General features: G+C 63.0%; 22 protein-coding genes and 1 tRNA gene. 14 read left to right on the top strand and 9 right to left on the bottom strand.

The genetic code is table 11. From position 1 onward, the window contains the following. Nucleotides 1–62 precede the first annotated feature (62 nt). Nucleotides 63–560, top strand: a complete 498-nt coding sequence (locus tag D7325_RS13615; protein WP_120996465.1) for a VanZ family protein — start codon at nt 63–65, stop codon at nt 558–560. Nucleotides 561–624: 64 nt separating this feature from the next. Here the strand turns inward: D7325_RS13615 and D7325_RS13610 are convergent, their stop codons facing one another. The 3 genes from D7325_RS13610 to moaB form a co-directional block, all read right to left on the bottom strand. Beyond that, nucleotides 625–1,653, bottom strand: a complete 1,029-nt coding sequence (locus tag D7325_RS13610) for an acyltransferase family protein (RefSeq protein ID WP_120996463.1) — start codon at nt 1,651–1,653, stop codon at nt 625–627. 133 nt (nt 1,654–1,786) lie between these two features. Continuing rightward, nucleotides 1,787–2,992, bottom strand: coding sequence for a molybdopterin molybdotransferase MoeA (locus D7325_RS13605; protein ID WP_120996636.1), 1,206 nt, complete (start codon nt 2,990–2,992; stop codon nt 1,787–1,789). Further along, complete coding sequence (gene moaB, locus D7325_RS13600; protein ID WP_120996461.1) at nt 2,989–3,528, bottom strand: molybdenum cofactor biosynthesis protein B; 540 nt, start codon at nt 3,526–3,528, stop codon at nt 2,989–2,991. The genes D7325_RS13605 and moaB overlap by 4 nt, the downstream gene beginning before the upstream one ends. A 67-nt stretch (nt 3,529–3,595) precedes the next feature. Here moaB and mobA point away from each other — a divergent pair, with 67 nt between their 5' ends. The 4 genes from mobA to D7325_RS19110 all read left to right on the top strand — a co-directional run bounded on the left by mobA (nt 3,596) and on the right by D7325_RS19110 (nt 4,951). Further along, nucleotides 3,596–4,183, top strand: a complete 588-nt coding sequence (mobA, locus tag D7325_RS13595; RefSeq protein WP_120996459.1) for a molybdenum cofactor guanylyltransferase MobA — start codon at nt 3,596–3,598, stop codon at nt 4,181–4,183. 53 nt (nt 4,184–4,236) lie between these two features. Next, nucleotides 4,237–4,458 carry a YgdI/YgdR family lipoprotein gene (locus D7325_RS13590; protein WP_120996457.1) on the top strand — a complete coding sequence of 74 codons (222 nt, stop codon included), beginning with the start codon at nt 4,237–4,239 and terminating at the stop codon, nt 4,456–4,458. Nucleotides 4,459–4,551: 93 nt separating this feature from the next. Continuing rightward, nucleotides 4,552–4,628: transfer RNA gene (locus D7325_RS13585), tRNA-Pro, on the top strand. A 149-nt stretch (nt 4,629–4,777) separates the two neighbouring features. Beyond that, nucleotides 4,778–4,951 carry a hypothetical protein gene (locus D7325_RS19110; protein ID WP_162988053.1) on the top strand — a complete coding sequence of 58 codons (174 nt, stop codon included), beginning with the start codon at nt 4,778–4,780 and terminating at the stop codon, nt 4,949–4,951. An 8-nt stretch (nt 4,952–4,959) separates the two neighbouring features. Here D7325_RS19110 and D7325_RS13580 read toward each other — a convergent pair whose 3' ends face one another. Next, nucleotides 4,960–5,211 carry a glutaredoxin family protein gene (locus tag D7325_RS13580; protein ID WP_120996455.1) on the bottom strand — a complete coding sequence of 84 codons (252 nt, stop codon included), beginning with the start codon at nt 5,209–5,211 and terminating at the stop codon, nt 4,960–4,962. Between the two features lie 419 nt (nt 5,212–5,630). Between D7325_RS13580 and D7325_RS13575 the strand changes: the two genes are divergently transcribed. The 6 genes from D7325_RS13575 (at nt 5,631) to D7325_RS13550 (ending at nt 10,636) form a co-directional block, all read left to right on the top strand. After that, nucleotides 5,631–6,887 carry an OprD family porin gene (locus D7325_RS13575; RefSeq protein ID WP_120996453.1) on the top strand — a complete coding sequence of 419 codons (1,257 nt, stop codon included), beginning with the start codon at nt 5,631–5,633 and terminating at the stop codon, nt 6,885–6,887. A gap of 144 nt (nt 6,888–7,031) precedes the next feature. Next, nucleotides 7,032–7,439: an ElaB/YgaM/YqjD family protein gene (locus D7325_RS13570; protein WP_120996452.1), complete on the top strand. Its 408-nt coding sequence runs from the start codon at nt 7,032–7,034 to the stop codon at nt 7,437–7,439. A 13-nt stretch (nt 7,440–7,452) separates the two neighbouring features. Then, nucleotides 7,453–7,836 carry a phage holin family protein gene (locus D7325_RS13565; protein ID WP_120996450.1) on the top strand — a complete coding sequence of 128 codons (384 nt, stop codon included), beginning with the start codon at nt 7,453–7,455 and terminating at the stop codon, nt 7,834–7,836. Further along, the gene (locus D7325_RS13560) at nt 7,833–8,141 is read left to right on the top strand and encodes a hypothetical protein (protein WP_120996448.1); all 309 of its coding nucleotides are present in this window, start codon (nt 7,833–7,835) and stop codon (nt 8,139–8,141) included. Before D7325_RS13565 ends, D7325_RS13560 begins: the two co-directional genes overlap by 4 nt. 96 nt (nt 8,142–8,237) lie before the next feature. Then, the gene (locus D7325_RS13555; RefSeq protein WP_120996446.1) at nt 8,238–9,569 is read left to right on the top strand and encodes a deoxyguanosinetriphosphate triphosphohydrolase; all 1,332 of its coding nucleotides are present in this window, start codon (nt 8,238–8,240) and stop codon (nt 9,567–9,569) included. A gap of 2 nt (nt 9,570–9,571) precedes the next feature. Then, on the top strand, nt 9,572–10,636 hold the full coding sequence (locus D7325_RS13550; RefSeq protein ID WP_120996444.1) for an FUSC family protein: 1,065 nt from the start codon (nt 9,572–9,574) through the stop codon (nt 10,634–10,636). 6 nt (nt 10,637–10,642) lie between these two features. On the opposite strand, the gene D7325_RS13545 is transcribed toward D7325_RS13550, so the two are convergent. Beyond that, complete coding sequence (locus D7325_RS13545; protein WP_120996442.1) at nt 10,643–10,984, bottom strand: YggL 50S ribosome-binding family protein; 342 nt, start codon at nt 10,982–10,984, stop codon at nt 10,643–10,645. A gap of 249 nt (nt 10,985–11,233) precedes the next feature. On the opposite strand from D7325_RS13545, the gene dacB reads away from it, so the two are divergent. Next, nucleotides 11,234–12,664, top strand: coding sequence for a D-alanyl-D-alanine carboxypeptidase/D-alanyl-D-alanine endopeptidase (gene dacB / locus D7325_RS13540; protein WP_245962081.1), 1,431 nt, complete (start codon nt 11,234–11,236; stop codon nt 12,662–12,664). 5 nt (nt 12,665–12,669) lie between these two features. Here dacB and rlmKL read toward each other — a convergent pair whose 3' ends face one another. Beyond that, nucleotides 12,670–14,853: a bifunctional 23S rRNA (guanine(2069)-N(7))-methyltransferase RlmK/23S rRNA (guanine(2445)-N(2))-methyltransferase RlmL gene (rlmKL, locus tag D7325_RS13535; protein WP_120996438.1), complete on the bottom strand. Its 2,184-nt coding sequence runs from the start codon at nt 14,851–14,853 to the stop codon at nt 12,670–12,672. A gap of 302 nt (nt 14,854–15,155) precedes the next feature. On the opposite strand from rlmKL, the gene rmf reads away from it, so the two are divergent. After that, entirely contained in the window at nt 15,156–15,371 is a 216-nt protein-coding gene (gene rmf / locus D7325_RS13530; protein WP_120996436.1) for a ribosome modulation factor, read from the top strand. Between the two features lie 92 nt (nt 15,372–15,463). Here rmf and D7325_RS13525 read toward each other — a convergent pair whose 3' ends face one another. Next, nucleotides 15,464–16,486, bottom strand: coding sequence for a quinone-dependent dihydroorotate dehydrogenase (locus D7325_RS13525; protein WP_120996434.1), 1,023 nt, complete (start codon nt 16,484–16,486; stop codon nt 15,464–15,466). Between the two features lie 67 nt (nt 16,487–16,553). Further along, nucleotides 16,554–16,775 carry a DUF2835 domain-containing protein gene (locus D7325_RS13520; RefSeq protein WP_120996432.1) on the bottom strand — a complete coding sequence of 74 codons (222 nt, stop codon included), beginning with the start codon at nt 16,773–16,775 and terminating at the stop codon, nt 16,554–16,556. Nucleotides 16,776–16,912: 137 nt separating this feature from the next. Between D7325_RS13520 and D7325_RS13515 the strand changes: the two genes are divergently transcribed. Continuing rightward, nucleotides 16,913–17,833 (top strand): DUF6685 family protein, encoded by a 921-nt coding sequence (locus D7325_RS13515; RefSeq protein ID WP_120996634.1) that lies wholly within the window; start codon nt 16,913–16,915, stop codon nt 17,831–17,833. Nucleotides 17,834–17,931: 98 nt separating this feature from the next. Here D7325_RS13515 and D7325_RS13510 read toward each other — a convergent pair whose 3' ends face one another. After that, nucleotides 17,932–22,782 (bottom strand): NAD-glutamate dehydrogenase, encoded by a 4,851-nt coding sequence (locus D7325_RS13510; RefSeq protein WP_120996632.1) that lies wholly within the window; start codon nt 22,780–22,782, stop codon nt 17,932–17,934. Between the last annotated feature and the right edge of the window lie 73 nt (nt 22,783–22,855).

Genomic DNA, 22,855 nt, shown 5'->3' with positions numbered 1-22,855 from the left:
ACGGCGCTTGCTCCCCTGGGAGTCTCAAACCGGCTGGCCCCCGCCCGTACAAGGAGTGGTTCATGAAGTACCGCATCAATCCCTGGAGATTCGCGTTCTGGATCGCCGTGGTCTCCATTCTTTATCTGGGCGTCAAGAGCACACCCAACACGCAGCTGTTCTCGGGCGCCGACAAGTTCTACCACTGGCTTGCGTTCACGGTCCTGACGGTAACCGCGCACTATGCCTATCCCCGCCTTCCGTTACCGCTGCTGTGCCTGACGATCATCGCCGGTTCTGCCGGAATCGAGTTGCTGCAAACCCTGTCCCCCGACCGCACGACCTCACTGGCGGACCTGACCGTCAATATCGTGGGGGTCTTGAGTGGCTTGGCGATCACTCAGCTGCTCAGCGGCGATCAGGATCATCCTCGCGGACACACCAAACCCAGCCGGCGCAAGAAGCGCCATAAACGACGGCGGCACAGCCACACCGAGCGGCATGTTCACTCGGCTGATGACGCGCACGAGCCCTCGGAGGGGCACGAAAGCGCACCTGCGTTGGTCGTTCGCCCGCACTGAGTGAAGACACAAGAAGGAAAGCAAGAAGGCGTCAGCGATCCTGGCGCCTTCTGCGTGTCTTACGTCAGGCCATCGCCTTGCGCACGCGCAGTCGCGTCGCCGACAACGGCTTCGGAGGGGTCAGCAGGAAATACAGCTTGTAGCGCTCGATGATGACCTGGGCGACAAGCGGACCAGCAAGGCCGATCACGGTCCCGACGATCAGGTGAAGCACAACGGAGTCGATGCCGAGAAACGAGCTGAGGATCACCCGGGCTCCGCTTCCGGCGAGGATGTGCATCAGGTAGATCGTCATCGACGAAGCACCGACGTACATCATGAAGCGATTCGGCGATCGTCCCGCCCACATCGAAACGGACACGACGAACAATATCGAGACCGTCGCCAGCGCCAGCACCGGCACGCCGCCCACCTCGTAGTTCAGGCCGAAGGTGACATGAAACACATACTGACCGGCCAGAAACAGCACACCGAAGAGCGCACTGAGCGCCACGCAACGTTCGGCGAAAAAGCCCTTGATCTCGTTGAACCACACGCCTAGCGCAAAGAACACGGCGTTGCCAAATACGAAGCGCGTGATGGTATCGATGCTCAACGGCTCCTTGAACACGTAGAGCATGGCAAAGGCAATGAACAACACAGGGAAGGCGCGCCGATCGAACATGGCATAAATGAACGTGCACACCACGAAAATGAAGAACAGCGCATACAGAAACCAGAACTGCGCTCTGGGCATCCATAACAGCGACAGCACCTCGGTCAGCGTGACCTGGCCATTGGTGTAGTTCGACAGGACGACTTCCAGCAGCCCCTGCAAGAGCGACCAGACAATGAAGGGGTAAACGATGGTGTCGACCTTGTTGACGACCAGACCGGTACGTCCACGCTTCATCAGCGAGTCGTAGAAAAACAACCCGGAGAGGAAGAAGAACAAGGGCATGTGGAAGCTGTAGATGATGCTATCGACCAACCGATAGCTGCCTTCGTCCATCGGCAGGCCGGCATTGAATACGCCCCTGGCCACATGCCCGTACACCACCAGGATGATGCCGATGGCTTTGGCGTAATCGACCCAGACATTTCTCTCCTGCATCACTGTCTCCTTGTGTAGTAAGGCACTCGAACCGCCGGCAGCCGGCCCGAACAGGAGCAGTAGACAATCGGAAAAGGGGTTGGTGCGGCGGCGACGCAGGCATCGCATGCCTGGTCGCCACCGTCAGCGCCTGTCAGCCAAGCAGTTCCGAAAACGGAATGAAGGTGGCGGTGTCGCGCTCGCGCAAGGTGCTTCCCTCGCGTATCTCGACCAGCCCGTGCGCCCAGGCAGCGCCCCGCAAGACCGATGAGCTCTGATTTGCATAGAGCACCGCAACGCCGCCTTCCAGCCGCGCCCGGAGATACTCACGCCGCGTACCTGGCTTGGGCCAATCGAAGCCGATCGGCACCTCGAAGCCTAGCGGCGCCACCTGCGCGACGCCCATCCGGCGCAGCAGATACGGGCGGGCCAGCATGCCGAAGGTGACGAGCGTCGAAGCGGGATTGCCGGGCAAGCCAATGACGGGCGTCCCCTCGTAGTGTCCGAACGTGAGGGGCTTGCCCGGTTTGATGGCGAGCTTCCAGAAGGCTATGTCGCCGGCCGCGCGCAGTGCTTGGCCCAGGAAGTCCGCCTCTCCGACCGATACACCGCCCGTCGAGAGGATCAGGTCGGCTCCGGCCAGCGAACCAAGGCGCTGCTTGACCGCTTCGAGGTCATCGCACAGGACGCCGGCATCGATCACCTCGCAACCGAGCCGCTCGAGCCAGGCCGCGAGCAGGTAGCGGTTGCTGTTGTAAATCTGCCCCGCGCCGAGCGCATGGCCGGGCTCGATCAGTTCATCGCCTGTCGACAGCAACGCGACGCGAGGCCGCCGGATGACCTCCAGACTGTCCGCGCCGATGGACGCCGCCAGGCCAAGTTCGAAAGGCCCGATCACCGTGCCCGCCGGCAGCATCACATCTCCGCACCGGGCCTCCCCTCCCTGCGGACGAATGTGCTGGCCGGGTTTGATCGGCTGTAGGAATCGCACCCGCTGCTCGTCGAGCAACTCGGTGTTTTCCTGCATTTCGACCGCGTCGGCACCCGCCGGAACAGGGGCGCCGGTAAAAATCCTCGCGCAGGTTCCCGGCTGCAGCGGCTCGGGAGCGGTGCCGGCGAAGACCTTCTGGCTCACAGGCAACGGTACGCCGGCTTCCGCGTACCGAATGGCGTACCCATCCATCGCGCTGTTCGGCCACGGCGGCAGATCGATCTCGGTCACCAGCGGCTTGGCGAGCACTCGGCCTCGAGCCGACGCCAGCGGGACGCGCTCGACTTCCTGTAGGGGTTGCGCCTGGCCCAGCAACCGCTCGAGTGCTTGTTCGACGCTGATCAAGCCGTCCCCGGCGCAGCAACTCATCCGCGCGTCTCGCATGGCAGGGCTTTCTTCAAGTGCGCGACGAAATTGCAGGGCCGATGCCGCGCGTCGAGCTGTTCGCGAAGAATGCCGTTCCAGGCAGTCCGGCATGCACCGGTCGAGCCGGGGAGACAGCAGACCAGGGTTCCGTTCGCCAAGCCGGCCAGCGCGCGCGACTGGATCGTCGAGGTGCCGATCTCCCGCTCCGAAAGCTGGCGGAACAGCTCGCCGAAGCCATCGACCTGCTTATCCAGCAGGCAGGCAACCGCTTCGGGCGTGCTGTCACGCCCGGTGAAGCCCGTTCCGCCGGTAATGAGCACCACCTGTATATCATCCTCGGCAATCCAGCTGGCGACCTGTGCGCGTATCCGGTACAGGTCATCCTTCAGCAGCACCCGTGCAGCGAGGCGATGACCGGCCTCGGTGAGCGAGTCGACGAACAGTTGTCCCGAGGTGTCGGTTTCGAACGTACGGGTGTCACTCACCGTCAGGACGGCGATATTGAGCGCTACGAAATCCTGCGAAGCCAGATGACTCATGGGGCCTTTCCGTTGAGAAGTCGAAGTTCGGGGTGTTATATCACAGGCTTTTCGGCGGAGCCCTGACGTGACTGACGCACCCTCTTGCTCGATCCTGATCCTCGCTGGCGGCCAAGGTTCTCGCATGGGTGGAGCAGACAAGGGACTGGTGCAATGGCGTGGCAAACCCATGGTTTCCTGGGTTCACGACGCTATACGTGGACTCACCGATGACCTGATCATTTCCTGCAACCGCAACGCGACAATCTACCGAACGTACGCGGATCGGCTCGTCATGGATGCCGGACCAGGGTTTGCCGGCCCGCTCGCCGGTATACGGGCGGGTCTGGCCGTAGCCCGGCATGCTTCGCTGCTGATTCTGCCGTGCGACTGTCCTCGCATCGACTCGGTGCTCGTGCGCCAGCTCATCGAACTGGCGAAGGTCGATCCGTCCCGTCCTGTTCTGTGCAAGCGTGGCGGGCAGTTCGAACCCTTGTTTAGCGTGCTGCCAGTCTTGCTCGCTCCGACGATCGAACAGGCCTGGGCCAACGGCGAACGGAGCCTGCTTCGCATACTGCTGACGAACTCGCCCTCTCTCCTTGAGCTGGCCCCACATGACGAGCGCCTGGCCAACCTCAATACGCTCGCCGAACTCCAAACGCGAAGCGGGAACTAACGTCTTTCGCACCCATCACAGCGATGCAATCCCAGACATATGAGGAATCCGCCATGATTTGCCGCCCTCTCAATGCCCTCCTCGCGGTTATCGCGCTTGCCGCACTTACCGCCTGCTCGAGCCCGAGCGTAATCACCCTCAATGACGGTCGGCAGATCCAGACGCTCGACGAACCCGAATACGAAGAAGACGAAGGCTTCTACGAGTTCGAGCAACTGGACGGCAATCCCGGCCGGGTCAACAAGGATCAGGTACGCACCATCGAGGAGCTCTGAAGACCTCATACGGATCGGCTGGGCCGGCTTTGTCGAAAGCCCCGCTAAGCGCTTGTGCATCAAAACAATTTATGTACAATGCGCGCCAGCCCTCGGAGCGTAGCGCAGCTTGGTAGCGCGTCTCGTTCGGGACGAGAAGGTCGCTGGTTCGAATCCAGTCGCTCCGACCAATTCCCGCGTACGAAGCTGTCCGGTCGTACATGAAAAACCCCACTTCGGTGGGGTTTTTTCGTTTCAGTTGGCCGAACGGCCATAGCTAGTCACGATGGAAGCACAGTGCCATCATATGCGCACCCCGCTTTCGTCGAACGATACGCACATGTCCTGGCTACTGCTCACTGGCATTCTTGCCGCGGTCACACTGGGCTTCTACAAGTTCTCCATTACGGCGCCAACGCTACCGCACGGATTGGCAATGGGCTCGGCCGCCCTGTTGTCGCTGATCATTACCCTCGGGTCACTCAGCATGGCCGTCTTGCAAGCACTGGCGTAGACAGGGTTTCAGCAATCGGCCGGCAAAAGAAAACGGACGACTTGCTCGGTGTTGAACGGCCAATCGAGTTCGGCCCCATTGTCGGCACGCCGCAATACGGGAATACGCACCCCATAATCTTCCAACCACTCGTCCCGATCCGATATCTCGATCAGTTCGACCATCAATCCGTGCTCGACGAGCGGCATCAGCAGCAGTTCGGCCTGTTCGCACAAGTGGCAACCAAGGGTTCCAAACAACTGGCAATCAGGTAGGTTCACTGTTCTCTCTCCATCATCGCCGGCAAGTCTAGCACCCGCCCCTGACAGTCGTTTGATGACCGGAATTCGGCAAAGAGTTGTGAACAGTGCCGCACGCTATAGCCCATGCAGGATAACCATTCGACGCCGGTGAAATGTGACGCTAGGATGTCGCCACCTCCGGCAGGCTCGACGGCTGCCTGAGGGAGCACTTCATACAATGAAAGGCTTAGTGCCGATGCATCGGTAACCCGGTCAATCGGCTCAGCGGGAAGCGTGCGGCAAGAAAGCCAACCGTGATATAGGCAAGTGCCAATGAGTACTTTGACGGATAAGGCAGGCTGACTAAAGTCTAACTGTCGCTGTAATTCCGTCATGCTTTATTCACAGCGCCGCACCTAGCGACACAGAGCATCACCCATATCAGGAGAATATAAGAAATGCTCAAAACCCCAATCGCCCGTGGCGTTGCCCTCGCCACTCTGGGAGCAAGTCTGGCAATTCCATCGATGGCTCAGGCTGAGTTCTTGAAAGACAGCAAAGCCAGCTTGGAAATGCGTAACTTCTACTTCAACGCAGATAACCGTCAATCCGGCCTGGCCTCTGAAGATTCCAAGTCGGAAGAGTGGGCACAGGGGTTCATCCTGCGCTATGAGTCTGGTTTTACCGAAGGCACCGTTGGATTCGGTCTGGACGCTATCGGCCTGCTAGGCGTCAAGCTGGATTCGAGCCCGGATCGCACGGGTTCTGGCATGCTGCCGGTCGGCTCCGATGGCCGGACCGATGACGACATGAGTGCGTTCGGCCCGACTTTCAAGGCACGCATTTCCAAGTCGACGCTGAAAGTAGGCACCTTGATTCCTAAGCTGCCGACCGTGCTTCCAACCGACTCGCGCATCCTGCCGCAGACGTTCCGTGGCGCACACATCAATTCAGGCGAAATCAAGAACCTGACTGTTGATTTGGGCCGACTGACCGAAAACAGCCTCCGTAGCGAAGCCGGTTACGAAGACCTTACCGCCACCAACGTGTCGGGCGGCAAGGCAACCGACAAGTTCGATTTCGCCAGCGCCAGCTACAAGTGGGGCGATAGCGGTCTTACTACCTCCTACAACTACGGTCACCTGGACGAGAACTACAAGCAGCACATCGTCAACCTGCTGCATGTATTGCCGATCAGCGAAGGTCAATCCCTGAAGACCGATTTGCGCTATGCCCGCTCTACTGAAGATGGCAACGCCAACGTCGATAACAAGGCGATCGGAGCGATGTTTACCTATAGCCTCAGCGGCCACTCCTTTGGCCTTGGCTATCAGGACATGAGCGGAGACACTGCTTATCCGTACATCACTGGTACCGATGCATTCTTGGTCAACTATGTGATGATCGATCCGGCCTTCGCCGATGCGGACGAAAAGTCCTGGCAGGCTCGTTACGACTACAACTTTGCAGCCATGGGCATTCCGGGCCTCACCTTCATGACTCGCTACGTCAAAGGCGAAGATTTCGGTGCCAACGGCAACGGCGAAGAGTGGGAACGCGACACGGATATCGCTTATGTGATTCAGGGTGGTCCGCTGAAGAACCTGGGCATCAAATGGCGTAACGGTAGCTACCGCGGTGAAACCGCCGCTGGCGCTGATCGCGAAATCGACCAGAACCGCCTGATCGTCAGCTACACCCTGCCGCTGCTGTAAATAGCAACGCGCAGTAAGGAAACCCGCCAATTGGCGGGTTTCTTTTTGGGCGGTCGTCCGGAGGGAACCTTGCTTGCGGTCCATGCTCGAAAGCAGTGGCATCGAAAGCCCACCCAGGCATCTCTTCGAAAAAGGAACTGCACGATGGCGCTAGAACCGACCACTCCACTTACCGACGACGAAACGGGCACGACCAGCCAAGCCTCCCAGTCGCACGGGGCGCTGTTCGATACCGAAGCCCACAAGCGCAATCTTCGGACGGCGCAAAATGCATTGATTGAAGAATTCCAGACACTGATCGCCGACACTGAACGTTTGCTCAAGCACACCCAGGACACCGCCGGCACCCAGGCTCAGGAACTGCGCACCCGCATCAGCGCCAACATCAGCCGTGCCCAGGGCATGATGAAAGAGCGCCAGGGCCAGCTGAATACACAAGGCCAGGCCGCCATCCAATGCACTGAGGAATACGTACATACCCATCCTTGGCAGTCGCTCGGCATTGCCGCGGGCGTTGGCTTCTTGCTTGGACTGATAAGCGCGCGCCGCTGACAAGGACCGGACGATGGATGCGACTCAACCGGGCGATGACGCACCCAAGCCATCGTTGAAAAAGCTGGGCGGCGCCTTCGTGGGATTGCTGCAAGGTCACCTTGAACTGATCGGTATCGAGTTCAAGGAAGAGAAGATTCGTACGTTCCGCCTGTTCCTGCTGGCCGGCATCAGCCTCATTCTGGCGCTGCTCATACTTGTCGGATTGTCGGCCGCTGTAGTCATCGCCTTCTGGGAAACGCATCGCATCGCAGCGATCCTCGTGCTGTGCCTGGTGTACGCCATCGCGCTGGCGGTATGCGTGCTACGTGCCGTCAACCTCGCACGCGAATGTGCCGATCCCTTCAGGGCCACCCTCGAAGAGCTGGCCCGAAACCGAGAGAGGTTGCTGCCATGAGTCTTCCCCTCAGTAATGCGACGGAGCTGAGCATGCGCAAGGACCTGGTACGCCTGCGCATGGAGATGCACCGCCAGCAGCTGCTGTACAACGCCCAGCCGCTCTCCAACCCGGTTCAGCAATTCAAGGGAATGCTGGCGCATCGGGCGACGGCCTCGGCTTCGAACAAGCGCCCGCTCATGCTCGCCACCACCGTGGTGCTTGCGCTCTTCGGCAAGCGTTTGGGCAAGGTCGGGCGGCTGGCAAGGATCGCGCTCGCCGTCTACCCCTTGATCAAAGGCAAGCAACGGCTTCAGCGGCACTGAGCAGCTTCGTCATCCAGTGTTAATCTCGGCGCGTGCCGGCCTGGCCGTGGCAGCACGCGTGACTATGGACGGCGTTTTGATGACGGAGATCGCCCTTTGGAGTGGGAAACACTACTGACACGCGAGCGCCTGGGTAAGGCGGTGCAGAGCGACGACGAATTAGGCCGAAGCCCTTTCCACAAGGATCATGATCGGATCATCTTTTCCGGTGCGTTCCGCCGGCTCGGTCGCAAGACGCAGGTTCACCCCGTTTCGAGCAACGACCATATCCATACGCGCCTGACCCATTCGCTGGAGGTGAGCTGCGTCGGCCGCTCGCTCGGCATGCGGGTTGGCGAAGTGTTACGCGATGCGCTGCCCGCCTGGTGCAGCCCTGCGGACCTCGGGATGATCGTCCAGTCAGCCTGCCTGGCACACGACATCGGCAATCCTCCCTTCGGTCATTCCGGTGAAGACGCGATTCGTCACTGGTTCCGGCAGGCTGCGGATCGCGGCTGGCTGGATCGGATGAGCGAGGCGGAGCGCCATGACTTCCTCAGTTTCGAAGGCAATGCGCAAGGATTCCGCGTACTCACGCAGCTCGAATATCACCAGTTCGACGGCGGCACGCGACTCACCTACGCCACGCTCGGTACCTACCTGAAATATCCGTGGACCTCCCGCCACGCCGAAGCGCTGGGCTACAAGAAGCACAAGTTCGGTTGCTACCAGAACGAGCTGCCGCTGCTCGAGCAGATCGCATCCAAGCTGGGCCTGCCACAGATCGAAGACCAGCGCTGGGCCCGCCATCCGCTCGTTTACCTGATGGAGGCAGCCGACGACATCTGCTATGGCCTGATCGATCTGGAAGACGGCCTGGAAATGGAGTTGCTGGACTATGCCGAAGTCGAGGCGCTGTTGCTGGGCCTCGTCGGCGATGACCTGCCGCAGACCTATCGTCAGCTGGGCCCGCAGGATTCTCGCCGGCGCAAGCTGGCGATTCTTCGCGGCAAGGCGATCGAGCATCTGACCAACGCCGCCGCACGCGCCTTCGTCGATCAGCAACAGGCGCTGCTGAACGGCACCCTGGCGGGCGATCTGGTCGAGCACATGCACGGCCCGGCCAAGACGTGCGTCCTGCAAGCCAAGGCGCTGGCCCGCCAGAAGATCTTTCAGGACAAGCGCAAGACGCTGCATGAGATCGGCGCCTACACCACGCTCGAAATCCTGCTCAACGCGTTCTGCGGCGCGGCATTGGAACAGCACCATGGCGGCGATCTGTCGTTCAAGAACCGCCGCATCATGGACCTGCTCGGCAATAACGCGCCGCGTCCAGAGTGGCCGCTGTATCAGTCCTTCCTACGCGTGATCGACTTCATCGCCGGCATGACGGACAGCTACGCCACGGAGATGGCTGGCGAGATGACGGGCCGCTCCAGTCCGGTTTAGCGATGAGACGGTACTTGCGGCAGATTCTTCGCTGGAAGCCAGGCCACCCGGCATGGGGTGCCGCTGCCGTTACCGGCTTTGGCTGTGCCCTGCCGTTGCTGCTCGGCTTGTTCAGCGGCCACCCCGGTTTTCTCTGGGCGACGGTTGGCGCATTCCAGGCGGCGAAAGCCGATCCCCTGCATCGCCTCGGCATGCTGCGCATGCTGTTGCTGATCGGCCTCGGCGCCTGCAGCGCAGGCCTCGGCTTCTGGTCGGCGCACCATCCACTTGCAAGCCTAGGCCTGTTCGCCTTTTATGCCCTGTTGCTGGCCTGGCTCCAGCGCTTTGGCGAGGAAGCCGGCAAGCTCGGCATCGGGCTTGCGATCTGCCTGTGCCTCGGACAGGGGCAGGTCGGCGTGAGCACCTTGGGCAACGCGCAGGCGGTTGCCGTGCTTTTCGCGCTGGGCGGTCTCTGGGTCACGCTGCTGGCGTTCGGTCTGCGCGGCATGCATGGCCTGCGGATGTGGCCGTACATGCCGCGCCTGCTTGGACTGCTCAAGGTTCTGCGACGGCATGCCCGGCGCACGCCTATCCGCCAATGGCGTGTCCAGGCTATCACCTATGTTTCGGCTGCCGCGCTCGCCGGCCTGGTCGTGAATCTCACCGAGCAGCCGCGTGGCTACTGGCTGACCCTGGCGGTCTTCACGACGCTGCAACTCGATCTCAACAAGAGCATCGTCCGCGCGATACAAGCCGGGCTCGCCATCTTTCTGGCCGCGGCCGTCCTGATCTACCTCGGACATAGCCTCGCCGAGCCGGCCTTGATGGTGATGATCCTGCTGCCGCTGGTGACGCTGTCCCGCGCCTTTCAGGCGCATCACTACGGCCTGTTCGTCCTGCAGACGACGCTCTGTTTCGTGCTGTTGGCCGAAACGCTCGCGCAGGACTGGAATCTTCCACAGATCAGGCTGGTCAACGCGTTGACCGGGGTCCTGCTGGCACTGTCGGTGGCCTTGTTCATGCATCTCATCCAACGCTGGCTGGGTAGACGCAACCAGCGTCGAGAGAAGAGCGGCAGTGTTCCTTGATCCGGATCAGCCGGCCGCGCCAACCGGAGTATTCGGATACCAGACGTCAATCAGCGGGCTCAGCGTAAATCCCGCGAGTTCCTGGCGCCCTTCCAGCCAGGTTTGTACGGCTTGGCGCTGCTCCTCGGTCACCGAGCCCCGACGAGCCAGGCAGATGAAGCCGTATTCCTCACCGCCGATGAAACCCAGACCGTTGGCTTCGATCGCTTCGTCCAGGAACGATTGAAAGAACGACCGGACCGCCTCGGCGTCCAGCCCCTCGCGATAGTTCAGCTGCAACTCACAGCCCAACTCCTGAAATTCATCCACACAGAGCTTCTTGCGCAAACGTCGGGAACGGATAGCCACGGCCGGGCACCTTTTTCTTCGAAATGGGCGGGCACTCTAGCAGCAACCGGGGCATGGCACGACCCGCAGCGGCAGGAGCGATCCTCTGCTAGCGTGCAAGTATCGTCGCCTGTCGGATAGCGGCACATCGCCGTGAGCGTCGGGCATAATGGCGCCAATTTTTCCCCTCTAGCTGTGGGTCACAGAAACATGCAGCGAATTCTGTCTTTTCGCCGTTCCGCCGCGACATCGGCGCTTCGTGGTCTGGCGATGCTTGCCTTGTCCATCCCGCTTTCACTCCCTGCCGTGGCAGCCAATCAGGAGCTGCCGCGCCGCGTCGAACAAGCGCTGAAGGCCAACAAGATTTCCAGCGAATCCCTGTCGGTCGCGATGCTGCCGCTCAACGGCAGCGGCGCCCCTACGTTCGTCAATGCGGATGTATCGGTGAACCCGGCTTCGACGATGAAGCTGGTCACCACCTATGCCGCGCTCGAGCTTCTCGGCCCCGATCACAAGTGGACCACCGAGTTCTACGCGGACGGCCCGGTCAAGAATGGCGTCCTGGACGGCGACCTCTATCTCAAGGGCGGCGGCGATCCGAAGCTGAACATGGAGAAGCTCTGGCTGTTGCTGCGTGACTTGCGGGCAAACGGTGTTCGGGAAGTGACAGGCGACCTGGTGCTCGATCGGGGCCATTTCATCAAGCCGGATCTGCCCGTGTTCAAGGATGATGGTGGCGATCAGAACAAACCCTTCCTGGTCGGACCGGATTCGCTCCTGGTCAACCTGAAGGTCGTTCGCTTCATTGCCCGCAACGATGGTGGCAAGGTGTCGATCGTCGCCGAGCCGCCGATCGACACCATCCGCATCGACAACCGCGTCCAGGCGCTGCCGCGCGCCAAGTGCCCGGGCTGGCCCGATGTACGCTACAACCCTATCGCCAACGCAGACGGCGGCGTGACCGTCGTGGTGACCGGCAAGCTCGCCCAGGGCTGTAGCGGCCAGACATACCTGTCCATGCTCGACCACCCCAGCTACGCCGCCGGCACGGTGCGCGCGCTGTGGAAGGAGCTGGGCGGGACCATCCGCGGCGCGGACCGCATGGGCGACGTACCGAAGGGCGCGCAGCTGCTGGCACGCGCTTATTCGCCGGACCTCGTCGAAATCATCCGCGACATCAACAAGTACAGTAACAACACGATGGCACGGCAGTTGTTCCTCAGCCTCGGCGCGGAATTCCGCAACGAGGCCGATGGCGACGACTCCAAGGCGGCACAGCGCGTGATCCGTCAGTGGCTGGCCAAGAAAGGCATCACGGCGCCCCACCTGGTGATCGAGAACGGCTCCGGCCTGTCGAGGGACGAGCGCGTCAGCGCGCGAGAACTCGCCATCCTGCTGCAAGCAGCCTGGCAGAGCCCCTACGCTGCCGAGTTCATTTCATCGCTGCCGCTGGCCGCCATAGACGGCACCATGCGCAAGCGGTTGCGCAATACACCCGTGGCAGGCAAGGCACACATCAAGACGGGCACCCTCAATACCGTTCGGGCGATCGCCGGCTACAGCCGCGACGGCAACGGCAACACCTGGGCAGTGGTCGCGATTCTCAACGACCCGCGCCCATGGGGCGCCTCGTCGATCCTCGACCAGGTGCTCGTCAGCCTCTCGGGACAAACCCCCGGTACCACCACCGCGCAACGCTGACCCGATCACCGCGCCTGGATCTTCCAGGCGCGGTGAATTTTCGGATTGCGCCTGAAATCCTCGTCGATCGTCTGATCGCTGATTTCCTCCACCCGATAACGCTGGCAGAGCCCTTCTTCGAGCGCGAAACGACGGAAGTTGTTGGAGAAGTACAGCGTGCCGCCGGGCGCAAGCCGAGCCATCGCTAGGTCGATCAGGCGGACCTGATCCCGCTGCACATCGAACACACCTTCCATGCGCTTGGAATTGGAAAAGGTGGGTGGATCCATGAAGATCAGGTCGTACTGGCCGCGGTCCGCGTCCAGCCACTCCATGACGTCGCCCTGCTCCAGGCGATGCTTCTCGGAGAAGCCGTTCAGCGCGAGGTTACGACGCGCCCAGTCCAGATAGGTCCGTGAGAGGTCCACGCTCAGTGTGCTGCGTGCGCCACCCTTGGCGGCATGCACCGTTGCCGTCGCGGTGTAGCAGAACAAATTGAGAAACCGCTTGCCCGCCGCTTCGCGCTGGATGCGCAACCGCAGCGGCCGGTGATCCAGGAACAGTCCGGTGTCCAGATAGTCGGTCAGGTTGACCAGCAGCTTGACACCACCTTCCTCGACCTCGCGGAACGTACCTTCCGAGCCCTGACGCTCATACTGCCGAGTGCCGCTCTGGCGTTCGCGTCGCTTGACCACCACCTGCGATGCGTCGATCCCGAGCGCCTGGGGAATGGCCGCCAGGGCATCGAGCAGGCGGGCCTGCGCCTTGTCGGCGTCGATCGAGCGCGGAGGAGCGTATTCCTGAACATGGACGCGATCGCCATACAGGTCGATCGCCAGGGCGTACTCGGGCATGTCGGCGTCATACAGGCGGTAGCATTCGATGCTTTCGCGACGGGCCCATTTAGCGAACTGTCGAAGGTTCTTCTTCAGCCGGTTGGCGAACATCTGCCCGCCTTCGCTCAACCGCACCGGCGCGCTTTCCGGCCGATCCTGCTGGCCCTGGGCTTCCTTGCCCGCCTCACGTGCGCCGATCACGAATTGCGTCGGCTCGACGCGAATCAGCAGCAGCTTGCTCGGCAGCGCACCGTTCCAGAAGGCGTATTGCTTGTGGCTGCGCAATCCCATGCGCTTGCCGAGCTCCGGCGCAGCGGTGAAGATCGCCGCCTCCCAGCCCAGGCAAGCCACCCGCAGCCGCTCACCCAGATGCTGATAGAGATACAGCAGGCTGGCCTCGTCGCCGAGTCGCTCGCCATAGGGTGGATTGCAGATGACGAGACCGGCCTGGCCGCGATCGGGCACTGGCTCGAACGTGGCCAGCTCACCCTGGTAGACCTTCACCCACGCGGACAAACCCGCGCGCTCGATGTTGTTGCGCGCAGGCTGGATCAACCGCGGATCGGCCTCGTAGCCTCGAATCCACAACGGCGGCTTGGCCAGCCCTGCGGTCGCCCTGGCCTGCGCCTGCGCATGCAGGCGGCTCCACAGCGCCGGCACATGGCCCAGCCAACCGCTGAATCCCCAGCGCTCGCGCCGCAGGTTCGGTGCGATATCGGCGGCCATCATCGCCGCTTCGATCAGAAAGGTGCCGACCCCGCACATCGGATCGGCCAGTGCGCGTCCCTGCTCGGCCAGCGCCGGCCAGCCGGCCCGCAGCAGCAGCGCCGCCGCAAGGTTCTCTTTCAGCGGCGCGGCACCTTGCTGTAGGCGATAGCCACGCTGGTGCAGGCTTTGCCCGGCCAGATCGATGGAAACGACCGCCTGCCCTCTCTCCAGCCGCACATGAACACGCAAGTCGGGCGCGATCTTGTCGATGCTCGGTCGCTGGCCGGACGCCGTGCGCAACCGATCGACAATGGCGTCCTTGACCTTCAGCGCGCCGAAATGCGTGTTGTCGATGCCTGCCCCGCGACCGCTGAACTCGACGGCGAGGCTGCCCTCAGGGAGCAAATGCTCATGCCAATCGATCCCATGGATCGCCTCGTAGAGCTGCTGCGCGCTATCGACCTCGAAGCGTCCCAGCGACAGCAGCACACGGTTCGCCAGGCGCGACCACAAGCACAGCCGATAGGCCGTTTCCAGGGTCGCCTGGCCGACCACCGCAGCCACCTGTTCCCGGGCCGCTTCGAGTCCGAGGTCGGCGGCCTCCTGGAGCAGCAACCCTTCGAGGCTCTTGGGACAGGTCAGGATCAATTCGTAGCGGTCGGTCATGTGGTTTCCAGCGGGCCATTTCAGGCGAAGGGAACAGGAATGTGCGTTTGGTTCAGCGCTCGACAGGCAATGCCGGCAGCTGGACACCTTGCTTATGGGTAACGCGGCAGGATCGTTACCTGCTTATGACAAAACGATCATTCCAGCCGGCCGCTGGAATGGGTTAGAACGGACTCGACTCGACGACGCAATGCCGTCGGGAGGAATGCGCCACGCCGGCAGCGCATTCCGTCGGCAGCCTGTCTGCCCGGTCTCCAAGCAGACCCACGGAAACACCAGTCAACCACTGAGGGCAATACCCAATGAGAAGACTCAAGCGTGATCCGATGGAACGAGCATTTCAGCGCGGTTATCAACACGGCGTTCATGGCAAGTCCCGCGACCTTTGTCCCTTTACCCATCCCAACACCCGGCATGCCTGGCTCAACGGCTGGCGTGAAGGCCGGGGAGACAATTGGGATGGCTTGGTCGGCACGGCCGGTCTGCATCGTTTGAATCAACTTCACGCCGTAGGCTGATCTCGGATCACAGCGAATTCACAAGGCACGCCCTACCCGGGCGGCGGGCCTGAAGGCCCAGGGCTCCGCAAGGAGCCCTTCCGCCGGGACGACTACCGACGCGGCAACGCCGCGATCGCATCCACCGATTCACGAATCAACGCCGGTCCCTTGTAGATGAAGCCGGTATAGAGCTGAACCAGCGTGGCGCCCGCCTCGATCTTCTCTGCCGCATGCCGGCCTTCGGTGACACCTCCCGCCGCGATGATGGGCAACCGACCGGAGAGTGCCTGCGCCAGCACGCGTACCGTATGGGTGCTCTTTTCACGAACCGGCGCACCCGACAGACCGCCCGCTTCATCCGCATGGGCCAGCCCCGCCACCCCGTCGCGCCCGAGCGTGGTGTTGGTCGCGATGATGCCGTCCATGCCGGCCTGGAACACCGCCTCGGCGACGAGGGCGACTTCCTCGTCGGTCATGTCCGGCGCGATCTTGATGGCCACGGGCACCCGCTTGCCGAAGCGTACGTCCAGGTCCTCGCGCTTCAACCGCAGCGCCTCGAGCAGTTGCTTGAGCGAATCGCCGAACTGCAGGCTGCGCAGACCCGGCGTGTTCGGCGAGCTGACGTTCACCGTGACATAGCTGGCGTGCGGGTAGACCTTCTCCAGGCATAGCAGGTAATCGTCCTCGGCACGCTCGACGGGCGTATCGAAGTTCTTGCCGATGTTGATGCCGAGCACACCCTTGAACCGCGCGGCCGCGACGCGCGCGAGCAACGCATCGACCCCCTGATTGTTGAAGCCCATGCGGTTGATGATGGCTTGCCCTTCCGGCAGACGAAAGATGCGCGGCTTGGGGTTGCCCGGCTGCGGGCGCGGCGTGACGGTGCCGATCTCGACGAAGCCGAATCCGAGCTGCGAAAAGCCCTGGATCGCTGCGCCATTCTTGTCGAGCCCGGCCGCCAATCCCACGGGGTTCGGGAACTCGATTCCCATCGCCGTGACCGGCAGTTTCGGTGTCTTGCACAGCATGCCGTTCAGGCCGAGCCGGCCGCCGGCACCGATCAGGTCGATCGAAAGATCATGCGAGGTTTCCGGGGACAACTTGAAAAGCAGGTCGCGGGCCAGGCTGTACATGCGCACTCTTGTATCGGAAAAAAGTCAGGCGCGGAGTATAGCCGCCCGGCCCCGTCCGTGCAGGCGTTCAGGCCAGGCGCGTCAGGGCTTTGAGCTCGCCTGAGTCCGAAAACTCGAGGCGAAAGGAACCATGGATGCCTTCGCGAGTCAGATACGGGCGCAAATGGTGTACCGGAAGACTGACGCGCCGCCCGTCCCGGCTGGTGGCCATGATCCGATTGGCGCGGCCCTGATAGACGGCGACCAGCCGTTCTGCAGGCAAGGCAATGTCAAGTACCAGGCTTTGCATGGAGGCTCCTCAAGGATGAACCTAGCGATACTGCCACAGCGCCCCGCCACGCCGGTCGCCGAGCGGTCGTGCAAAACGGATGCAACGCCGTTTCGGCTCTGCCACACTGCCTCACGAATTCGTGGAGCTCGCCCATGATGCCGAGCCTGTCCGAGCAGATGCCATCCCTCAGTTCCCGTCTCTCCCAGTTGGCTTCGCGCCTTGGCTTCAGTGCCCGCGGCGCGCGTGCGCGACAGGTGCTGGAACAGGCGAGCCGCGTGCGCTTGCCATTCCAGCCGCTTCCCGAACCCTCGCCGAGCATCTTCTGGCACGACGGTCCACCGCTTCAATACCTGCTCGAGCTGCCTCGCGGCGCCTTGTCCGGGCCGGTGAAGGATGACAAGGACCGCGCCCACGCCGCCTTGCAGCGCCTGGTGACACGCGAATCCGAGCTTCACGCCGCATTCGACCTGCGCCTCGTCGATGGCGTGGGCGGCCATGGCATTCCCGGCACGCCGTTGCTGACGCTGGAAGCCTTCGCCGCCACGCCCGAATGCCGCCGGCTGCGCATCATCAGCTTCAAGGACTGCATGCGTGCGCTGCGCACCGCGCTGCCCGTCATCGACAGCGAAACGCCCGTCGAACTGCGCCAGGCCACCTGGCTGGGCGAGCGGCTGTTCTGGGCGGGCGACCACCATGTCGATGCCTTCGCCAGCGCGATCGCCTATGCCCGCCTGCGCGGGCTCGAGCTGATGCGACCGGCGCGCCTCACCGATTACCGCCTCGATCTCGGCGGCTTGCAAACGCTGGATCAGACCTACCATGTGCTCGCGATGCCGGCGCCGGCCTGGAATGACCGGCAGTTCATGAGCCTGCTGCTGGACGATCGCACACCCTACGCGCGCCTGACGCTGCTGCGTAGCGAAGGCAACTCCGAGCTGTTGCTGCTGGAAAAGCGTCACCCCATCGCCGATGCACTGGGCGAAGGGCTGAAGCTGGCCGGCGCACCGGACATGATCGGTTACCTGCGCGACCTTCCGCGCATCACGCGCTTTCGCCGAGGCAACACCCTGGAATGAACGAGGCCGGCGCAATGCCGGCCTCGCTGTCTTAGCGCCGAAGAAGATACGTTCCTCGCAGCATCGCCGCCGCACGTTCGGCGGCGATGCTGCGCGTGCTAGCCTCGTGGCCCGCTTTGCGCGAGGTCCTGCAGCTCGCGGCTGGCGACCGCGTACATGGCGTAGTCCGGCTGGCTGGCGCTGCGCAGCTCGCCAAGCATCCGCCGCCAGCGCTGCACCTGCCCCTCGCGCTGATCCATCCATTGCGCGAGCCGGTCGTCGAGCTGATCGGCGCCCGCGACCATGTTCAGCACCGATACCGTGATCGCCCGCTGCTGCTGGTCCACGTCGTCGCGGAAGCCCTCGCGCGCAAGCGCCTGCCAATTGCTGTCGACCGGTAGCGAGGTCAGCTGCGACAGGTACCACGACAGCTCCAGCGCGCCGCCGACGGAGAAGTAGGTCGCCGCGACCTGCTCCAGCGGCTGACCGGTGGCTTCGGCCGCTTCGATGATGGGCAGCAGCGTATAGAGATGGCTGGTACCCGCCACGACGCGCGCCAGCGCCTCGGGTACGCCCGCTTCGATGTAGTGCCGGAAGCGTGCCTGCCACTGGCTGTGCGCGTCACCCTGCAGCAGTTCGTCGAGACGCGTGTAGAGCGACTCGACCCGAGGGCCGAAATGCTCGACGTCGCGCGTCGCGTCCAGCTCGCTGCGGCGGTTGCGCAGGAACCAGCGCGTCGCACGACGTGCCAGCCGAGTCAGCTCGTCGAGCAGCGTCAGTTGCAGCGACGCGGGGACGCGGTAGTCCAGCGCCTCGATCTCGCGCCACCAATGCGGGAGCCGGAACACGTCGCGCACCACGATATAGGCACCGGCCACGCTGGCGTGGCTCATTCCGGTCGCCTCCATCAGGCGATGGGCGAAGCTGATGCCGACGTTGTTGACCAGGTCGTTGGCGATCTGGGTACTGACGATTTCGCGCCGCAACCGGTGCCGGTACATCGCCTCGCGATAGTCTTCGGCCAACCGGCGCGGGAAGGCGGTTTCCATTTCACGAACGAAGTACGGATCGTCCGGAATATCGGAGCGCAGCAGCGCCTGCTTCAGGTCGATCTTGCTGTAGGAGATGAGCACCGACAGCTCGGCGCGGGTCAGGCCCAGGCCGGCCGCGGCACGCTGGGCCATCACCTCGTCCGAGGGCAGGAACTCGAGCGTACGGTCGAGCGACCCCTCGGCTTCCAGGGTGGCGATCAACCGCTTGTATTCGCCGGCGCGCTGCACCGAGCGATGATTGGCCTGGGAAATCGCCTGGGTCTGCTTGTAATTGTCGTGCAGCACCAGGTCACCGACCGCATCGGTCATTTCCGCCAGCAGCAGGTTGCGCTGCTTCTCGGTCATGTCGCCCGCGCTGACCACCTCGTTGAGCAGGATCTTGATGTTGACCTCATGGTCCGAGCAGTTCACGCCGCCGGCGTTGTCGATGAAGTCGGTGTAGCTGGCGCCGCCGGCGAGGTTGTATTCCACCCGCCCGAGCTGGGTCATGCCGAGGTTGCCGCCCTCGCCCACCACCTTCGCCCGCAGCTCGGAGCCGTTGACGCGCAAGACGTCGTTGGCCTTGTCGCCGACGTCCGCATGGCTCTCCTGGCTGGATTTGACGTAGGTGCCGATGCCCCCGTTCCAGATCAGGTCGACCGGCGCCTTGAGCAGCGCGTGAATCAGCTCGGCCGGGGTCAGTTCGTCGGCCTGGATGTCGAAGCGGCTTTTCATCGGCTCGCTGATCGCGATGCGCTTGGCCGACCGTTCGAAGATGCCGCCGCCCGCCGAAATCAGCGAGCGGTCGTAGTCGGTCCAGGACGAACGCGGCAGGTCGAACAGGCGTTGGCGTTCGGCGAAGCTTGCCGCCGCGTCCGGGTTCGGGTCGATGAAGATGTGCAGGTGGTTGAACGCGGCCACCAACTGCACCGCCTCCGATTGCAGCAGTCCATTGCCGAAGACGTCGCCAGCCATGTCGCCGATGCCGATCACGGTGATCGGGTCGGTCTGGACGTTGATGCCATGCTCGCGGAAATGCCGCTGCACCGACACCCAGGCGCCCTTGGCCGTGATGCCCATCTTCTTGTGGTCATAGCCGGCCGAGCCGCCGGAGGCGAAGGCATCGCCGAGCCAGAAGCCATAGTGAGCGGCGATGCCGTTGGCGATGTCGGAGAAGGTCGCGGTGCCCTTGTCGGCGGCGACGACCAGGTAGGGATCGTCCTCGTCGAAGCGCACCACGTTGGCGGGCGGCACCACCTGGCCTTCGCGCAGGTTGTCGGTGATGTCGAGCAGGCCGCTGATGAAGATCCGGTAGCAGGCGATCGCCTCGGCCTGCACCTCGTCGCGGGTACCGCCGACCGGCAGCCGGCGCGGAACGAAACCGCCCTTGGCGCCGACCGGCACGATGACGGCGTTCTTCACCTGCTGCGCCTTGACCAGGCCCAATACCTCGGTGCGGTAATCCTCTTCGCGGTCCGACCAGCGCAGCCCGCCGCGAGCGACCTTGCCGCCGCGCAGGTGCACGCCCTCGACCCGCGGCGAATAGACGAAGATCTCGAAGCGCGGCACCGGCCGCGGCATCTCAGGGATGGCACGCGGATCGAACTTGAAGCTGAAGTAGTCCTTGGCCCGGCCCTGCTCGTCCGGCTGGTAGAAGTTGGTCCGCAGGGTCGCCTTGATCAGCGAGAGGTAGCGCCGCAGGATGCGGTCTTCGTTAAGCACCGCGACGCTGTCGAGCGCAGTCAGGATGGCCTGTTCGAGCCGTTGCTGCTTGTCGGCCAGGTCTTCGTCGCCCAGCTTGCGCGCCAGGTAGAAACGGGTCTTGAACAGCCGCACCAGTTCGCGCGAGATCGCCGTGTGATTGAGCAACGCCGAGGCGATGTAGCCAACGTCGAAACCCATGCGGATCTGTTTGAGATAACGCGCATAGGCGCGCAGCAACGCCACTTCGCGCCAGGTCAGGCCGGCGGTCAGCACCAGCCGGTTGAAGGCGTCGTTCTCGGCCCGGCCGTCGAGGATGGCAATGAAGGCGTCCTGCAGCGGCTCGTTGATTTCCAGCAGGTCGATTTCGAGCCCTTCGGCGTAGGTGAACGCGAAGTCATGAATCCAGTACTGCCGCCCATTGCGCTGATGCAGCTTGTAGGGAAACTCGCCCAGCACCCGCAGGCCGAGGTTCTCAAGGATCGGCAGCATGTCCGACAGCGGCAGCGGGCTGTCGAGGTGGTACAGCTTGCAGTGCAGCTGGTTATCTTCGGCCGTGATCGGCTGGTAGAAGCTCATCACCAGCGGGCGGTCGTCGCTCAGGCTGAGGATGTGCTGCATGTCGACCGCCGCGGAGTTGGCGGCGAAGCGCTCGCGGTAGCCGGCCGGGAACCCCTTCGGGAAATCGTGCAGCAGGACGGTGCCCTGCGCCTCGCCGAAGCGCTCGATGATCAGGCTGGAATATTCGTCCTGCCAGGTCCGGCAGGCTTGCATGACTTCCTGCTCGAGCTGCGCCGGATCGATGCGCAGCTCGCGGCTCGGGTCGATGCGCAGGATGAACTGCACCCGCGTGAGCACCGACTCGGAGAAATAGGTCCAGAACTCGCAGTCGCTCGCCTGCAGGCGATCCATCAGCACCTGCTGGATCTTCAGGCGGGTCTCGGTCGAATACAGGTCGCGCGGCACATAGACCAGGCAATAGCAGAAGCGGCCGTAGGGATCGGTACGCAGGAACAGGCGCAGCTTGTTGCGCTCCTGGATCTGCACGATGGCGATCGCCGTTTCGAACAACGCGTCGACCGGCGTCTGGAACAGCTCGTCGCGCGGCAGCACTTCAAGCACCTGGCCGAGCTCCTTGCCCAGGTGAGCCGAGTCGTTGAAGCCCGAGCGCTCCACCATGATCTCGACCTTGCGGCGGATGAACGGAATCTCCCAGACGCTCTGGGTGTAGACCGACGACGTGAACAGGCCCATGAAGCGGCATTCGCGCAGCACCCGGCCCTGCTCGTCGAACTGGCGGATCGATACGAAATCCGGATAAGCCGGCCGGTGCACGCGACTCGGCACGGCGGCCTTGGCGAACGACAGCAGCAGCGGCTCGGCCAGGTAGGCGACCGCGCGCGGTTCGATGCGCAGGTCCTCGGCGTCCAGCCCGGTGCGCAGCCGGCGCGACAGGCCCAGCAGCGAGGGCTCGTCATAGACGATGCGACCGCCGCCCGCTTCCTCGGTCACGGTGAATTCTTCATAGCCGAGGAAGGTGAAGTGGTCATCGGCCAGCCACTCGATGAACGCCCGCACCTCGGACGTTTCGACGCCACCGCGCTCGCCATCGCCTTCGCGCAGGCCGACAGCCAGCTCGGCCGCCCGCGCCTTCATGGCCTGGAAGTCGCCGACCGCCAGCCGCACATCGGCCAGCACGCTGTGCAGCGCCTGCTCCAGCTCGCGCAGTTCGGCGGCACTGGCGCAGCGATCGATCTCCAGGAAGATCAGCGACTCGGGCTTGCTGCGTTCGTTCGCGCAGCCCTTGGGCAACAGCTCGACGAGGTTGTCGTCGGCGTCGCGGCAGACCTGCAACACGCTGTTCTGCAGGGTGTGGATGCTGTAGCGGCGACGCGTCAGCTCCATGCGCACCGAGTCGACGAGGAAGGGCATGTCCGGATGCAGCACCTCGACCACCGTGTGCGTCGACTGCCAGCCATGCTTTTCGTAATCGGGGTTGAAGACGTTGACCATCGCCACGTCCGGTTCGCGATGCTCGAGCAATCGCCAGGTGGCCAGCGTCGAGCCGACCAGATCGGACATTCGCCGCTGTGTGAGTTCCGTCAGAGGGGTGATGCCGAAGAACTGCTCCGCGAAGAGCCCCACTTGTGGCAGGAACTCGTCACTCACATGCTGCGCCAGAGCCGCTTTCAGTTGGTGCTGGAAGTCGGCCTTGCTGGTCGCACTGAAGAACGCCATGTTTACGCTCCGCTTGATCTTGTCGAAGTGATGGCGGATCGGGCACGGGTGCTGCAGCGTGACCGATCCGCCG

It is taken from the genome of Stutzerimonas urumqiensis (assembly GCF_003640395.1).
GTDB classification, from domain to species: Bacteria; Pseudomonadota; Gammaproteobacteria; order Pseudomonadales; family Pseudomonadaceae; genus Stutzerimonas; species Stutzerimonas urumqiensis.
Note: the sequence above shows the minus strand (reverse complement) of the source record. Positions and strands in the feature narration are given on the sequence as shown.